The following is a 14,817-nucleotide window of genomic DNA, read 5'->3' on the forward strand; positions in this document are numbered from 1 at the left end:
CGCACCAAACCCGGCCCCATCACCATCAGGCATGGCCTCCAATACTTCTTGGGCGTCGCCTCCGCGTGGGAAACCCTCAAAGATGTGTGAATCAGCTAGTGCGCACGCAGGGACCCATACCGCGTGATCTCTCAATAAGGCCCTGTGGCTGATGCCCATCACCAAACTAAGGCCGGTGGCTATGGGTCCCTGCTTTCGCAGGGACGACGATGGAGAGAGCTCGTCCTAATCCCTGTTCGCGGGCGTCTGGATGAACCCGCGATTATGCGTCGGGCTGATCAGGATCTCGTTCATGCACACGCGCGGCGGCATGCTGGCGACGAAGGCGATGGTGCGACCGCAATCTTCCGGCTGCAGCATTTTCGCTTGCTCCTCTTCCGACGGCACCACCGGCCGCAGCTTGAGGATCGGGGTCGCGACCTCGCCGGGCGACAGGCAGCAGGCGCGCAAGCCATTGACGCATTCGTCCATGTTGAAGGAATGGGTCAGCGCCAGCACCGCATGTTTTGTGGTGGTGTAAGCCGGGCCCGGCATTTTGGAGACATGACGGCCGGCCCAGGACGCGACGTTGATGATGCAGCCATCCTTCTGCTTCCGCATCGCCGGCAGCACCGCGCGCATGCAATAGAGCACGCCGTTCAGGTTGATATCGACGACCTTGTCCCAGCCGTCCACCTCCATGTCGGCCCAGCTTCGCTTCGGCACGTTGATGCCGGCGCTGTTGACCAAGAGATCGATCTGGCCGTGTTTGGCGAGAATCTGGTCGGCCGCCTTGTCCACGTCGGCCTTGTTGCTGACATCGAGCGCGATCGCCTCGGCCTTGCCGCCCTTTTTGGCGATATCAGCCACGACCTTGTCGAGGGCGTCTTTCCGCCGTCCCGAAACCACCACGATCCAGCCATCCGCCGCCAGGAATTCCGCCCCTGACGCGCCGATGCCGCTGCCACCGCCCGTCACCCAGGCCACGCGTTTCCCGCTATTTGTCATGCAAACTGTCTCCGTTGCTTTATGAAGGGCGTTCTTGCTATTCCAGCCCGCGAAATTCCGTCGGCCAGCGCCCTCTTGGGGAATGTTGCATGAACACGACCGCCAACGCCAACCTGTTTTCCCGCCTGTTCGACACGCTCGACGACCCGAACCGGCTTGCGATCGAAATGCTCGACGGCACGCGCATCAGCTATGGCGATCTGATCGCCCGTGCCGGCCAGATGGCGAATGTGCTGGTTGCGCGCGGCGTCAAGCCCGGCGACCGCGTCGCAGCCCAGACCGAGAAATCGGTGCCGGCGCTGGTGCTCTATCTCGCGACCGTGCGCGCGGGCGGCGTCTATTTGCCGCTCAACACCGCCTATACGCTCAACGAGCTCGACTACTTCATCTCCGACGCCGAGCCGTCGCTGGTCGTGTGCGACCCCTCGAAGGCGGAAGGCATCGGCGCGATCGCGGCGAAGGTGAAGGCAAAGGTCGAAACGCTTGGGCCCGACGGCAAGGGATCGCTGACGGATGCCGCCGCCAAGGCCGATGCGGCGTTTACGACGGTCGCGCGCGCCAATGACGACCTCGCCGCGATCCTCTACACCTCCGGCACGACAGGCCGTTCCAAAGGCGCGATGCTGACGCACGACAATCTGGCGTCAAACTCCCACAGCCTGGTCGACTACTGGCGGTTCACGGACAAGGACGTGCTGATCCACGCACTGCCGATCTATCACACCCACGGCCTGTTCGTGGCGAGCAACGTCACCCTGTTCGCCCGCGCCTCGATGATCTTCCTGCCGAAGCTCGATCCGGAGCTGATCATCAAGCTCATGGCGCGCGCAACCGTGCTGATGGGCGTGCCGACGTTCTACACGCGGCTGTTGCAGAGCCCGGCACTTTCCAAGGAATCGACGAACCATATGCGGCTGTTCATTTCGGGCTCCGCGCCACTGCTCGCCGACACCCACCGCGAATGGTCCGCGCGCACCGGCCACGCCGTGCTGGAACGCTACGGCATGACCGAAACCAACATGAACACGTCGAATCCCTATGATGGCGAGCGCGTCCCCGGCGCCGTCGGCCATCCCCTGCCCGGTGTTTCCGTGCGCGTCACCGATCCCGAGAGCGGCAAGGAGATTGCGCGCGACGAGATCGGCATGATCGAGGTCAAGGGCCCGAACGTGTTCAAGGGCTACTGGCGGATGCCGGAGAAGACAAAGGCCGAATTCCGCGATGACGGCTTCTTCATCACCGGCGATCTCGGCAAGATCGACGCCAAGGGATACGTGCACATCCTCGGCCGCGGCAAGGACCTGGTGATTTCAGGCGGCTTCAACGTCTACCCCAAGGAAATCGAGAGCGAGATCGACGCCATGCCGGGCGTGATCGAATCCGCCGTGATCGGCGTGCCCCATGCCGATTTCGGCGAGGGCGTTACGGCAGTGGTGGTCTGCACCAAGGGCGCCGATGTCACCGAAGCGGGCGTACTGAAGGCGCTCGATGGAAGGCTCGCAAAATTCAAGATGCCGAAGCGCGTGTTCGTGGTAGAGGAGTTGCCGCGCAACGCCATGGGCAAGGTGCAGAAGAATATTTTGCGGGATACCTACAAGGACATCTATTCGAAGCACTAGGAGCGCGAGCAGTCGCGACTTGAAATAATGAACCGCGAGCAGGCCGTCCTAATTCAAAAGTACTTCCTCGACGCCGATGTCGCTTTGGATCATGCGAGAATGGCCATCGCGGACCTCGGAAAAGAGGAAAGGCTGGCCCTCGACGGATTGCTTCGAGAACTTGTCGACACTTTGCACCTGAATCTGCTCGCGCAAGTCTACGACCAACATCCAGATTTGGAGCCACCTCCTCGCGATGAGGAAATCCCGACCATCAGCAGCAGTCTCACGTGGGATCAGGTTCGCTTGCCGCCATCCGTGACCGAAGCGGATTTCGACGGCATCATTTTCTCGTTGCTGAAGCCGCGATGGCAAAAGACCGCGATGGTGGTCGTTCTAACCATGCAGCGCTGCCAGGAGCGTGCCCTGCCGATCGGCGATGAAGAGATTGCTGCACGACTGCAGGTCCTAAGCGATTCCGATCGCATCGAAGGAATTGGCGATCTCCGCTACTGGCGCCACAGCGAAGTGCGCTTGAAGGACTAGGCCGCGGATCTGGTCGCCTGCGTCGAACGACTACTGCCCGTTCAACAGGCTGATCGCGAACCTCCCGCCGACGATGAACATATAGATCCCAAACGCTGTCTCCAGCGCGCGCTTCGACAGCGCGTGCGCGACCTTCACCCCGAGCGGCGCCGTGATCAGCGTGGTCGGCATGACCAACAGCGCGCCGATCAGCGACACATAGCCGATTGCAAACGGCATCTGCAGCGCGGTGACATCGGGAAAGCGCGCTGCCGCAGGCCAGCCCGCATAGACGTAGCCGATGGCGCCGGGAATTGAGATCAACACCGCAATCGCCGACGAGGTTGCGACCGCCTGATGGATCGGCCGGCCATAGAACGTCATCAGCAGGTTCGCGAACAGGCCACCGCCCACGCCCATCAAGGTCGACAACAGCCCAACGAAGAAGCCGTAGACGCGCATCAGAAAGCCCTTCGGCACGTCGTCGCCGAGCTTCCAGGTGTCCCGCGCCAGCAACAGCCGCGCCGCCGCCGACCACGCCACTATCACGAACACGATCTTGAACAGGCGCTCCGGCGCGAAGCGGGCCGTGACGCTGCCTGCGACCACGCCGATCACGATCGGCAGCCACCAGCGCCTGAGGATCTCCATGTCGACCGCGCCTCTGATGTAATGGGCGCGAAACGAGGAGAGCGAGGTCGGGATGATGATCGCAAGCGAGGTGCCGATGCAGAGCGGCATCCGCACCTCCAGCGGCACGCCGGCCAGCCGGAAGCATTCGTAGAACACCGGCACCAGGATGGCGCCGCCGCCGATGCCGAACACGCCGGCCAGAAATCCCGACAGCGCCCCGACCGCGATCAGGAGCAAGGCGAGTTCGATGAGCTCTTTGGGATCGAGGCCGGCCACCATGTCTTTGAGCATCCCACGTTCAGAATCGGCGGCTGCGCATCTGCATGGCCACCCGCGAGACTTAGCTGCTTCAAGGCGGGCCGCAAAATCCGCATATCGGGTCGGCTCTGGATGAATAGCCTCGACACGCTGGCCGCCGCCGCGAAGGAAGGCGCCGGCATCGGGCGCGTGCCGTCGTGGCAGGCCAGGGCCGATCTGGCCGCCGGCCACCTGGTGCGGCTGCTGGCCGATTACGAGCCGGCGCCGGTGCCATTGCACCTGATGTTTCAGGCGTCGCGGCCGGCTTCTCCGAGGATCAGGGCCTTCGTCGACTATGGCATCGAGCGCTGGCGAGGCATCGATTCGTTCGGCGCGCAGCCCGCGTCGATCGATAAACAGAATCATTGTTCAATTCTTAAACCGTGCCAAATGGCCGTGGTATACCAAGCCGCTGATCCAATCGCGTTTCATAGCGTCCTAGCAATGAACGCTAGTTCTATTTCAAGCCATTTGATCGTTGCGCGGACTGGTGCGACTACGTAAATAGAATTCATCTACCGCGCATCCCGATGGGCCGGCCGCGGTTCCACACAACATGAAGCTGCCGAATGACCGCCAGGATCGAACGACCGCTATCGCCCCATTTACAGACCTATCGCGTCACCCTGACGATGGCGCTTTCCATCATCCACCGTGCCACGGGAATTGCGCTCTATTTCGGCACGCTGCTGTTCGCCTGGTGGCTGATTGCCGCGGCGTCCGGCCCCGGCGCCTACGCCAACGTCCAGGCCTTCACCGGCAGCATCATCGGCAAGCTGATCGTGTTCGGCTACACTTGGTCGCTGCTGCATCATCTGTGTAGCGGCATCCGCTACTTCTTCTGGGACCTCGGCTACGGCTTCAAGGCCAATGAGCGCGAGGCGCTCACCTGGGGTGCACTGATCGCGGGCATTTCGCTGACCGTCCTGGTCTGGATCATTGCCTACACGGTCGGAGGCGGACGATGAGCGCCCCTCGCTCGATGCGCACGCCGCTCGGCCGCGTCCGCAATCTCGGCTCCTCGCATTCCGGCACCACCGATTTCTGGCGCCAGCGTCTCACGGCGGTGGCGATGACGCTGCTGATCATCCCCGTCATCGTGATCATCCTGATGCTGATCGGCCGCAATCAGGCCGGCGCCGCGCAAATCCTCGGCTCGCTGCCGATCGCGATCATCCTGGTCCTCTTCATCGTCGCCAGCACCTGGCACATGAGGATCGGCATGCAGATCGTGATCGAGGACTACGTGCATAACGAGAAGATCAAGCTCGCCAGCGTGATGGCGAATAATTTCTTCTGTATCGCGGTGGCCCTGGCCTCGATCTACGCGATCCTCAAATTGTCATCGGGAGTTTAACCCATGGCTGCTCAAAGGACGGCGGCTCAAGGTAACGGCAAGGCCACCAACGGCAGTGGCGGAACTGCAAGTGGTCCTGCCACCAACGGAAAATCCTATCCGATCGAGGACCACACCTACGACGTCGTGGTGGTCGGCGCCGGCGGCGCCGGCTTGCGCGCCGTGGTCGGCTGCTCGGAAGCGGGCCTGCGCACCGCCTGCATCACCAAGGTGTTCCCGACCCGCTCGCATACGGTTGCGGCGCAAGGCGGCATTTCGGCTTCGCTCGGCAACATGCATCCGGACGACTGGCGCTGGCACATGTACGACACCGTCAAGGGGTCGGACTGGCTCGGCGACCAGGACGCGATCGAATACATGGTGCGCAACGCGCCGGAAGCCGTCTACGAGCTCGAGCATTGGGGCGTGCCGTTCTCGCGCACCGAGGACGGCAAGATCTACCAGCGCCCGTTCGGCGGCATGACCATGGACTACGGCAAGGGCCAGGCCCAGCGCACCTGCGCCGCGGCCGACCGCACCGGCCACGCCATGCTGCACACGATGTACGGCCAGGCCTTGCGCCACTCGGCCGAATTCTACATCGAGTTCTTCGCCATCGACCTGATCATGGACGACCAGGGCGTCTGCCGCGGCGTCATCGCGCTCAAGCTCGAGGACGGCACGCTGCATCGTTTCCGCGCCCAGACCACTATCCTGGCGACCGGCGGCTACGGCCGCGCCTACGCTTCCTGCACCTCGGCGCATACCTGCACCGGCGACGGCGGCGGCATGGTGCTGCGCGCCGGCCTGCCGCTGCAGGACATGGAATTCATCCAGTTCCACCCGACCGGCATCTACGGCTCGGGCTGCCTCGTCACCGAGGGCGCCCGCGGCGAAGGCGGCTATCTCGTCAATTCCGAGGGCGAGCGCTTCATGGAGCGTTACGCGCCCTCAGCCAAGGACCTCGCCTCCCGCGACGTCGTCTCGCGCTCGATGACCATCGAGATCCGCGAGGGCCGCGGCGTCGGCAAGAAGAAGGACCACATCTACCTGCACCTCGATCATCTCGATCCCAAGGTGCTGAATGAACGGCTGCCGGGCATTTCCGAATCGGCGAAAATCTTCGCCAATGTCGACGTCACCCGTGAGCCGATCCCGATCGTGCCGACCGTGCACTACAACATGGGCGGCATTCCCACCAATTATCACGCCGAAGTGCTGACCAAGATCAACGGCGACGACAATGCTGTCGTGCCCGGCCTGATGGCGATCGGCGAAGCGGCCTGCGTGTCCGTCCACGGCGCCAACCGCCTCGGCTCCAATTCGCTGATCGACCTCGTCGTGTTCGGCCGTGCTGCCGCGCTGCGGCTTGCGGAAAAGCTGACGCCGGGCGGCAAGCAGCCGGACCTGCCGGCGGATTCTTCCGATCTGGCGCTCGGCCGGCTCGACCACTACCGCTACGCCTCCGGCGGCACGCCGACCGCGAAGCTGCGCGAGGGCATGCAGCACGTCATGCAGAGCAATTGCGCGGTGTTCCGCACCGGCGAGATCCTGCACGAAGGCCAGAACCTGATCCACAAGGTTCATGGCGGCATCGGCGACGTCGCGACGACCGACCGCTCGCTGGTCTGGAATTCCGACCTGATCGAAACGCTCGAATTCGACAATCTGATCGCACAGGCGGTCGTCACCATGGATTCGGCGGCGAACCGCACAGAAAGCCGCGGCGCGCATGCGCGCGAGGACTTTTCCGAGCGCGACGACAAGAATTGGATGAAGCATACGCTGGCGTGGATCGACAATGGCGGCAACACCACGATCGATTATCGCCCGGTGCACGACTACACGATGACGAACGACGTCCAGTACATCCCGCCGAAGGCGCGCGTGTATTGATGACGATAGCGAAGGCTTGCAAGCATGGTTGAACTCGCGCTTCCGAAAAATTCGAAGATCACCGGCGGCAAGGCCTGGCCGAAGCCGGCCGGCGCGACCGAGACGCGCGAGTTCAGGGTGTATCGCTGGAACCCGGACGACGGCAAGAACCCGAGCGTCGACACCTATCACGTCGACATCAACGAATGCGGGCCGATGGTGCTGGACGGCCTGATCTGGATCAAGAACAACATCGACCCGACGCTGACCTTCCGCCGCTCCTGCCGCGAAGGCGTCTGCGGTTCCTGCGCCATGAACATCGACGGCCAGAACACGCTGGCCTGCACCAAGTCGATGCACGACGTGGCCGCGGGCGGCGCCGTCAAGGTCAACCCGCTGCCGCACCAGCCGGTCGTCAAGGACCTGGTCCCCGACCTCACCAATTTCTACGCGCAGTACGCCTCCATCGAGCCGTGGCTGAAGACCACCACGCCGACGCCGCAGAAGGAGTGGAAGCAGAGCCACGAGGACCGTGAAAAGCTCGACGGCCTCTACGAGTGCATCCTGTGCGCCTGCTGCTCGACCTCCTGCCCGAGCTATTGGTGGAACAGCGACCGCTTCCTGGGGCCTGCCGCGCTCCTGCAGGCGAACCGCTGGGTGACGGATTCCCGCGATGAGGCCACCGGCGAACGGCTCGACAACCTCGAAGACCCGTTCCGGCTCTACCGCTGCCACACCATCATGAACTGCGCCAAGGCCTGCCCGAAGGGCCTCAACCCCTCCGAAGCCATCGCCGAACTCAAGCTGAAGATGGTCGAGCGGCAGATCTAGTCGCGATGCCGTAGCCCGGATGAAGCGAAGCGCAATCCGGGATTCTCGCAGCCGGACAAACCTGTCCCGGATTACGCTTCGCTCCATCCGGGCTACATGTCTCTATCCTCGGCCGGACGGGCGCGAATGATTATCAATTTATCGATCCGCGTTAACGCCGTCCGGGGAAGCAGAAAGTTCCACTCACCGCGCGCTTTACCCAACCAAGGATTGCGTTAAGCTTGGCGCGGAGTCGGAGCGCCCGTGCAGACCGCGCAACGTAATTCGCTGAGACTGCTGCAATGGATGATGGTCGCTTCGCTGGCCCTTCCGTTGGCCCTGTTTGTATTTGCATCCGCCGTCTCCTGGTTCTCGATCCGCGAAACTGCCGACCGCGAGATCGAACGCGCGCTGGATGTCGCGCACGAACATGCGCTGAAAGTATTCGAGACCATCGACCGCAGCCTGTCGGAGATCGCCGAGATCGTCCGCGACGTTCCCGATGCCGACATCGTTGCGCGCGAGCAAATCCTGCATCTGCGGCTGAAACAACTGGTCACTTCCCTGCCGCAGGTGAAATCAACATGGGTTTTCGACGCCAGGGGCCGCGCGCTCGTCAACAGCCTCGTCGTCCCGGCGCCGGAGATCGATTTTTCCGACCGGGACTATTTCAAGTCCCACGCGGCCAAGGATATCGGAACCTATATCGGGCAAGCGCTGAAACCGCGGCCGCCGTATCAGGGCGCCGCGTTCTTCGGCGTCAGCAGACGGCGCCCGAGCGAGGACGGCAGCTTCGCCGGCGTTCTGCAGGCGTCCGTGTTCCCGGAATATTTCGAGAATTACTACGCCCGCATCGGCCGCGAGCCCGGCAGCTACTTCGCGCTCGGCCGGGCGGACGGCACCGTGCTGGCGCGTTTCCCCGTCATCGATAGCGACATCCGTCTCGATCCAAAAGGTTCGATCGGGAAAATCATCGCCGCCAGTCCAACGGCCGGCCTCATCACCGTGACGTCGCCGACCGACGGCATCGAACGCCGCCTCGGCTGCCGGCGGCTCGCGGAATACCCGATCTATGTCGGCGCCGGCCTCGAGACCTCGGCGATACGCGCGCGCTGGCTGTCCACCATGAGCCAGCATTTGGTCTTCGGCGCGCCGGCCACCGCGCTGCTGTTTGCCCTGCTGGGGCTGGCCGTGCGCCGGACGCGGCATCTCTATTTCGAAGCCGAGAAGCGGCAGATGGCCGAGGAAGCGCTGAAGCACGGCCAGCGGCTGGAGGCGCTGGGCCAGCTCACCGGCGGCGTCGCGCACGACTTCAACAACCTGCTCACGGTGATCCGCGCTTCCGTGGACCTGTTGCGGCGGCCCGATCTGCCGGAGCCGCGGCGGCTACGCTATATCGAGGCGATCTCGGATACGGTGACCCGCGCCGCCAAGCTGACCGGGCAGTTGCTGGCCTTCGCGCGGCGGCAGACGTTGAAGCCGGAGGTGTTCGACGTCGGACGAAGCGTGCAGACGCTGAGCGAAATGATCGGCACCCTGATCGGTTCGCGCATCGAGATCGTCATCCTTGGTCCGGAAGAACCGTGCTTCGTCAACGCCGACGCCGGCCAGTTCGAAACCGCTGTCATCAACATGGCCGTGAACGCGCGTGACGCGATGGAGGGCCGCGGACGGCTGACGGTTGCAGTGGGAATGGCGGCCAGCCTGCCCAACGCCGCGCCCTTGTCGCAAAATCCGTATGGCTATGTTGCCGTATCCGTCGCCGACACCGGCAGCGGCATTCCGCCCGATCAGTTCGAACGTATCTTCGAACCCTTCTTCACGACCAAGCAGGCCGGCCATGGCACCGGGCTCGGCCTGTCGCAGGTATTCGGTTTCGCCAAGCAATCCGGCGGCGAAGTAGCGGTCGCCAGCGAGGTCGGCAAGGGCAGTATCTTCACGCTGTATCTGCCGCGCACCGCCGGCAGCGGGAAAACGCGACAGCTGCCGGGGGAAGATGCCCGAGCGCTCGACGGACGTGGGATGTCGGTGCTGGTGGTCGAAGACAACGCCGAGGTCGGGCAATTTGCCACCGACGCACTGGCCGATCTCGGCTACACCACGCGCCTGGTCGGCGGCGGCGCGCATGCGCTCGAAGAGCTGGCCGTCGGCGCCGATTGCTTCGATGTCGTGTTCACCGACGTGGTGATGCCGGGCATGACCGGCATCGAACTCGCCCAGGAAATCCGCCGCAGGCATGCCGACCTGCCGGTCGTGCTGACCAGCGGTTACAGCCATGTGCTGTCGGAACACGGCAGCTACGGCTTTGAGTTGCTGCAAAAGCCCTATTCCGTCGAGCAGCTCTCGCGCGTGCTGCACCGGGTCGGCCGCTTGCGTAAGGTGGGGCGCGCCAACGAAGTGATTTGAATACGCCGCCATTGAAAGGCCGAAGCGACGGAGGCATGCACTCCGGGCCCTATGGAACCATCTGATTTTCTTTGCGTTACCGGGCCATGGCCAAGTCCGATGTCGAGATCAAACCCGCCAGAAAATCCTCCGCGGAAAAGCCTTCTGCCGAAAAATCAGAATTCGCTGAAGTCACCGCAGAAGGCGGCGATCACGTCGAACCGCCACCGCCGGAGGTCGTCGAACCAGATCCGGAATTATCGCCTGAGGAGGCCGAACAGGCGCGCAAGGATTATCTGCTGACGCGGTTCTGGATCAGCGCGCGCGGATACTGGGGCAGGAACGGCGACCGGCTGGCGTGGCTGTTTACGATCGGGCTATTGCTCCTGATCGTCGCCAATGTCGGCTTTCAATACGGCATCAATGTCTGGAATCGCGCGATCTTCGACGCCATCGAGAAGCGCGATTCCGCCACCGTGTATTATCTCGCCGCGGTATTCTTTCCGCTGGCGATCGGCAGCGTGCTGCTCGGCGTGGCGCAGGTGTTCGCCCGCATGGGCATCCAGCGCCGCTGGCGCGCCTGGCTGACGCATGCGGTGATATCGCGCTGGCTGGCCAGCGGCCGTTACTATCAGCTCAACCTTGTCGGCGGCGACCACCAGAACCCGGAATACCGAATCGCGGAGGATCTGAGGATCGCGACCGACTCGCCGGTGGATTTCGTTGCCGGCGTCACATCGGCATTCCTGTCGGCCGCAACCTTCATCGTCGTGCTCTGGACCATCGGCGGCGCACTGACGGTGACGCTCGCGGGATCAACGATCACCATTCCCGGCTTTCTCGTCATTGCCGCCGTGCTTTACGCCGCAATCGCTTCGGGCTCGATCATGACGATCGGACGAAGCTTCGTGCAGGTGTCCGAAGACAAGAACCAGGCCGAGGCCGAGTATCGCTATGCGCTGACGCGCGTTCGCGAGAACGGCGAAAGCATCGCACTGCTCGGCGGCGAGGAGGAAGAGCGCGACGGCATCGACAAGACCTTCACAAAAGTTCTGCGGCAATGGGCGCGGCTCGCCGGCCAGCACATGCGCACCACGCTGGTGTCGCAAGGATCGAGCCTCATCGCGCCCGTAGTTCCGCTCCTATTGTGCGCACCCAAATATCTCGACGGCAGCATGACGCTCGGCCAGGTGATGCAGGCGGCTTCCGCCTTCACCATCGTGCAGACCGCGTTCGGCTGGCTGGTGGACAATTATCCGCGGCTCGCCGACTGGAACGCCTGCGCACGCCGCATCGCTTCGCTGATGATGTCGCTCGATGGCCTCGAGCGCGCCGAGCAGGGCGACGGCATCGGCCGCATCAAGCGCGACGAGACCGAGGGCGACGCCATGCTGAGCCTCAACGATCTCTCGGTGACGCTCGACGACGGCACCGCGGTGGTCGGCGAAACCGAAGTGGTGATCGGGCCCGGCGAGCGCCTGCTGGTGGCCGGCGAATCCGGCACCGGCAAGAGCACACTGGTCCGTGCGCTGGCGGGGTTATGGCCGTGGGGCGGCGGCAGCGTCAATTTCCATCCCGACCGCCGACTCTTCATGCTGCCGCAGAAGCCTTATATCCCTTCCGGCACGCTGCGCCGCGCGATCGCCTATCCCGGCGCCGCCGACGACTGGACGATCGAGCGGATCGGCGAGGCCCTGCACAAGGTCGGCCTCGATCATCTCAAGGAAAAGATCGAGGAAGAAGGGCCGTGGGACCAGACGCTTTCTGGCGGCGAAAAGCAGCGGCTGGCATTTGCGCGGCTGTTGCTGCACAACCCCGACATCGTGGTGCTGGACGAGGCGACGTCGGCGCTCGACGAAAAGAGCCAGGACAAGATGATGGAAATCGTCATCAAGGAGTTGCCGAAGGCAACCATCGTCAGCGTCGCCCATCGCGTCGAGCTGGAGGCGTTTCACAGCCGCAAGATCGTGCTGGAACGGCGCAAGGGCGGCGCCAAGCTCGTCAGCGACGTCAACCTGATCCCGCGCAAGGGCAAGCGACGCCTGCTCGGCCGCTTCCTGCGCCAACGCAAGGCTGCGAAGAAGGCGGCGTGAGATAAAAGACTTCTCGTCGTCCCTGCGAAAGCAGGGACCCATAACCACCGGCCTTGATTATTGCGGAGAGTATCAACTCCAACCGCCCCAAATCGAGAAGCCGCGGCGTATGGGCCGCTGCTTTCGCAGGGGCGACGATGTCGTTGGAGTTGCGTGCAAAACCGGCTATGCATGCGCCGCTTCACCGAGGACCACCGTTTGACGCCCGACAACGATCCTTCGCCCGCGCCGTTCGGCGCATTCGCTCCGAATGCCGCACAGGCTGCGATCATTTCGCTGGCCCACCGCACGCGGCTGAAGCGCGGCGCGTTCCGCCCCTGGCTGTCGCGGCTGGTGGATCTGCTGCGCGCAGGTCCCGTCGACGTGCCGTATCAAGGCGCCTCGTTCCGCTTCTACCATCAGGCCAGTGCCACCGAGCGCGGCGCGCTGTTCAATCCCGCGTACAACATCGAGGAGCTGGATTTTTTGCGCGCGCATGTTCTCGCCGGCGGCGTATTCGTCGATGTCGGCGCCAATGTCGGCACCTATGCGCTTGCGCTGGCGCGTCATGTCGGCGCCGGCGGCAAGGTGATCGCGATCGAGCCGCACCCGGTGACCCATGCGCGGCTCGCCTTCAACAACTCAGCCTCCGGCTATGCCCAGGTGCGACTGGTCGCCGCCGCCGCCGGTCCTGACGATGGCGAATTGCTGATCGAGACCGACGGCGACAATCTCGGCGCCAGCCACATCGTGTCGGACGAAGCCTCTGGCAAGGCCATCAAGGTGCCGTCGCTGCGGCTGCAGCGCATCCTTGAAGAGGCCGGTGTCGCCCGTGTCGACGCGCTCAAGATCGACGTCGAAGGCTTTGAGGATCGCGTGCTGACCGGCTTCTTCGCCGACGCGCCCCAGGCGCTGTGGCCACGCGCGATCGTGATCGAGCATCTGTCGAAGGACGAATGGCTGAACGACTGCATCGCCGACATGCGCGCGCGGGGCTATATCGAGACGGGCAAGACCCGCAGCAACACGCTGCTGGCGCGAGGCTGAATTTCCGCGTTCCTCAAACCGCAGGAGAGCTTGATGATCGACCATGTCGGATTTCCGGTTTCGGATTACGAACGCTCCAAGGCCTTCTATCTGAAGGCATTGGCGCCGCTCGACTACACCCTCGTGATGGAAGTCACGCAGGAACAGCACGGCCACGACCCCGCCGCGGGTTTCGGCGCCAATGGAAAGCCCGATTTCTGGATCGGCGGCGAAGGCGGATTGGACAAGCCGTTGCACGTCGCGATCGTGGCAAAGGACCGTGCCACGGTGGACGCATTCCATAAGGCAGCCATGGCTGCTGGCGGGCGCGACAACGGTGGTCCGGGAATCCGCGCGCACTACCATCCGAACTATTACGGCGCGTTCGTGCTCGATCCCGATGGCCACAACATCGAAGCCGTCTGCCACGCGCCGGCATAGCCGGTTCCATAATGAGGCGCGCGGGAACTTCGCGCCGGTGTCGTCGTTGTCGTTCCTGGAGTTGAAACTTCAGGAGGCGTGATGCCGATTGAACCGCCGGAGATACCGCCGGCGACACCGGGACAACCGACCGAGCCACCGCGGGAGAGCCCTCCAGGCAATCCTCGTCCGGAGGTGCCACCACCACTCCGTGAACCCGGTCAACCACCACAACCGCAGGAGTTGCCGGGCAAGATGCCGGACGAGTTGCCGATACGCGGACCGAACGGCCCCCGCACCCCCAATCCTGCCACCGATCCGGGTGCCGGATGAATGCCTCGCCTGAACGCGCAATGAATAACGATGCATGCAACCCATTGCGCCGATGAAATAAAAAGCATCCGACCATTTGTAGGCCGCCACAATCCGGCCTAATGATTAGCCGTTCAATCGACCAACTGACATGCCAATGAAGGCCATTCCGTTGCTGTCAGGCCTATTCCGGGGACCAAGGATATCATGACAAACCTTCGCATCCTGCTGCTCGCCACGACTGCGTTGACGGCGACACAGCTCGCGACTTCCGCATCGCACGCGCAGACTGCTCCGCTTGTCGTGGCGCAAGCCAAAGAAGAGACCGGCCCGGGCGGTAGGCCGAAGGAGGCGCCGAAGGGTGCCCCGCCACCGGCTGCCGCGCCGAAGGCGCCCGCGCCGGCTGCACCACCTCCGGCCGCAGCACCTCCACGTCCAGCAGCCCCGCCGCCGCCACCGCCTGCTGCGGCTCCGCCACCGCGTCAAGCGCCGCCCCCGCCGCCTCCGGCTGCAGCACCACCCCCGCGGCCAACGCCTCCTC

The 14,817-nt window shown here is 63.7% G+C and carries 15 protein-coding genes; 12 read left to right on the forward strand and 3 right to left on the reverse strand.

Annotated elements, in window-relative coordinates:
- Positions 1–225 precede the first annotated feature (225 nt).
- A complete protein-coding gene (locus IVB22_RS24315) occupies positions 226–987 on the reverse strand; it encodes an SDR family oxidoreductase (RefSeq protein WP_247519788.1) in 762 nt (253 codons plus the stop codon).
- Positions 988–1,076: 89 nt separating this feature from the next.
- Between IVB22_RS24315 and IVB22_RS24320 the strand changes: the two genes are divergently transcribed.
- Both IVB22_RS24320 and IVB22_RS24325 read left to right on the forward strand, forming a co-directional pair.
- On the forward strand, positions 1,077–2,606 hold the full coding sequence (locus IVB22_RS24320; protein ID WP_247519789.1) for a malonyl-CoA synthase: 1,530 nt from the start codon (positions 1,077–1,079) through the stop codon (positions 2,604–2,606).
- A gap of 27 nt (positions 2,607–2,633) precedes the next feature.
- Positions 2,634–3,131 carry a DUF3658 domain-containing protein gene (locus IVB22_RS24325; protein ID WP_247519790.1) on the forward strand — a complete coding sequence of 166 codons (498 nt, stop codon included), beginning with the start codon at positions 2,634–2,636 and terminating at the stop codon, positions 3,129–3,131.
- Between the two features lie 30 nt (positions 3,132–3,161).
- On the opposite strand, the gene IVB22_RS24330 is transcribed toward IVB22_RS24325, so the two are convergent.
- Entirely contained in the window at positions 3,162–4,022 is an 861-nt protein-coding gene (locus IVB22_RS24330) for a sulfite exporter TauE/SafE family protein (protein ID WP_247519800.1), read from the reverse strand.
- A 111-nt stretch (positions 4,023–4,133) separates the two neighbouring features.
- Here IVB22_RS24330 and IVB22_RS24335 point away from each other — a divergent pair, with 111 nt between their 5' ends.
- From IVB22_RS24335 to IVB22_RS24380, 10 genes are all read left to right on the forward strand, one after another.
- Positions 4,134–4,544, forward strand: coding sequence for a LysR substrate-binding domain-containing protein (locus tag IVB22_RS24335; RefSeq protein ID WP_247519791.1), 411 nt, complete (start codon positions 4,134–4,136; stop codon positions 4,542–4,544).
- A 65-nt stretch (positions 4,545–4,609) separates the two neighbouring features.
- On the forward strand, positions 4,610–5,008 hold the full coding sequence (gene sdhC / locus IVB22_RS24340) for a succinate dehydrogenase, cytochrome b556 subunit (protein WP_247519792.1): 399 nt from the start codon (positions 4,610–4,612) through the stop codon (positions 5,006–5,008).
- Positions 5,009–5,022: 14 nt separating this feature from the next.
- Positions 5,023–5,397, forward strand: a complete 375-nt coding sequence (gene sdhD, locus IVB22_RS24345; RefSeq protein ID WP_247787418.1) for a succinate dehydrogenase, hydrophobic membrane anchor protein — start codon at positions 5,023–5,025, stop codon at positions 5,395–5,397.
- A 3-nt stretch (positions 5,398–5,400) separates the two neighbouring features.
- Entirely contained in the window at positions 5,401–7,272 is a 1,872-nt protein-coding gene (gene sdhA / locus IVB22_RS24350; RefSeq protein ID WP_247519794.1) for a succinate dehydrogenase flavoprotein subunit, read from the forward strand.
- A gap of 24 nt (positions 7,273–7,296) precedes the next feature.
- Positions 7,297–8,082: a succinate dehydrogenase iron-sulfur subunit gene (locus IVB22_RS24355; RefSeq protein WP_247519795.1), complete on the forward strand. Its 786-nt coding sequence runs from the start codon at positions 7,297–7,299 to the stop codon at positions 8,080–8,082.
- 243 nt (positions 8,083–8,325) lie between these two features.
- Positions 8,326–10,467 carry a hybrid sensor histidine kinase/response regulator gene (locus IVB22_RS24360; RefSeq protein ID WP_247519796.1) on the forward strand — a complete coding sequence of 714 codons (2,142 nt, stop codon included), beginning with the start codon at positions 8,326–8,328 and terminating at the stop codon, positions 10,465–10,467.
- Positions 10,468–10,553: 86 nt separating this feature from the next.
- A complete protein-coding gene (locus tag IVB22_RS24365) occupies positions 10,554–12,539 on the forward strand; it encodes an ABC transporter ATP-binding protein/permease (RefSeq protein ID WP_247519797.1) in 1,986 nt (661 codons plus the stop codon).
- Positions 12,540–12,737: 198 nt separating this feature from the next.
- Positions 12,738–13,565 (forward strand): FkbM family methyltransferase, encoded by an 828-nt coding sequence (locus tag IVB22_RS24370; RefSeq protein ID WP_247519801.1) that lies wholly within the window; start codon positions 12,738–12,740, stop codon positions 13,563–13,565.
- 33 nt (positions 13,566–13,598) lie between these two features.
- Positions 13,599–13,985 (forward strand): VOC family protein, encoded by a 387-nt coding sequence (locus IVB22_RS24375; protein WP_247519798.1) that lies wholly within the window; start codon positions 13,599–13,601, stop codon positions 13,983–13,985.
- 81 nt (positions 13,986–14,066) lie between these two features.
- Positions 14,067–14,297 (forward strand): hypothetical protein, encoded by a 231-nt coding sequence (locus tag IVB22_RS24380; RefSeq protein WP_247519799.1) that lies wholly within the window; start codon positions 14,067–14,069, stop codon positions 14,295–14,297.
- A gap of 184 nt (positions 14,298–14,481) precedes the next feature.
- Here the strand turns inward: IVB22_RS24380 and IVB22_RS41520 are convergent.
- Positions 14,482–14,817, reverse strand: a 336-nt coding sequence (locus IVB22_RS41520; RefSeq protein WP_276576919.1) for a hypothetical protein, incomplete at its 5' end; no start/stop codon positions are given.

This window comes from Bradyrhizobium sp. 190 (assembly GCF_023073415.1).
GTDB lineage: Bacteria > Pseudomonadota > Alphaproteobacteria > Rhizobiales > Xanthobacteraceae > Bradyrhizobium.

Bases quoted from the DNA above. Each gene is read 5' to 3' on its own strand.
- IVB22_RS24315 (WP_247519788.1), bottom strand. From the start codon at position 987: ATGACAAATAGCGGGAAACGCGTGGCCTGGGTGACGGGCGGTGGCAGC.
- IVB22_RS24320 (WP_247519789.1), top strand. From the start codon at position 1,077: ATGAACACGACCGCCAACGCCAACCTGTTTTCCCGCCTGTTCGACACG.
- IVB22_RS24325 (WP_247519790.1), top strand. From the start codon at position 2,634: ATGAACCGCGAGCAGGCCGTCCTAATTCAAAAGTACTTCCTCGACGCC.
- IVB22_RS24330 (WP_247519800.1), bottom strand. From the start codon at position 4,022: ATGGTGGCCGGCCTCGATCCCAAAGAGCTCATCGAACTCGCCTTGCTC.
- IVB22_RS24335 (WP_247519791.1), top strand. From the start codon at position 4,134: ATGAATAGCCTCGACACGCTGGCCGCCGCCGCGAAGGAAGGCGCCGGC.
- sdhC (WP_247519792.1), top strand. From the start codon at position 4,610: ATGACCGCCAGGATCGAACGACCGCTATCGCCCCATTTACAGACCTAT.
- sdhD (WP_247787418.1), top strand. From the start codon at position 5,023: ATGCGCACGCCGCTCGGCCGCGTCCGCAATCTCGGCTCCTCGCATTCC.
- sdhA (WP_247519794.1), top strand. From the start codon at position 5,401: ATGGCTGCTCAAAGGACGGCGGCTCAAGGTAACGGCAAGGCCACCAAC.
- IVB22_RS24355 (WP_247519795.1), top strand. From the start codon at position 7,297: ATGGTTGAACTCGCGCTTCCGAAAAATTCGAAGATCACCGGCGGCAAG.
- IVB22_RS24365 (WP_247519797.1), top strand. From the start codon at position 10,554: ATGGCCAAGTCCGATGTCGAGATCAAACCCGCCAGAAAATCCTCCGCG.
- IVB22_RS24375 (WP_247519798.1), top strand. From the start codon at position 13,599: ATGATCGACCATGTCGGATTTCCGGTTTCGGATTACGAACGCTCCAAG.
- IVB22_RS24380 (WP_247519799.1), top strand. From the start codon at position 14,067: ATGCCGATTGAACCGCCGGAGATACCGCCGGCGACACCGGGACAACCG.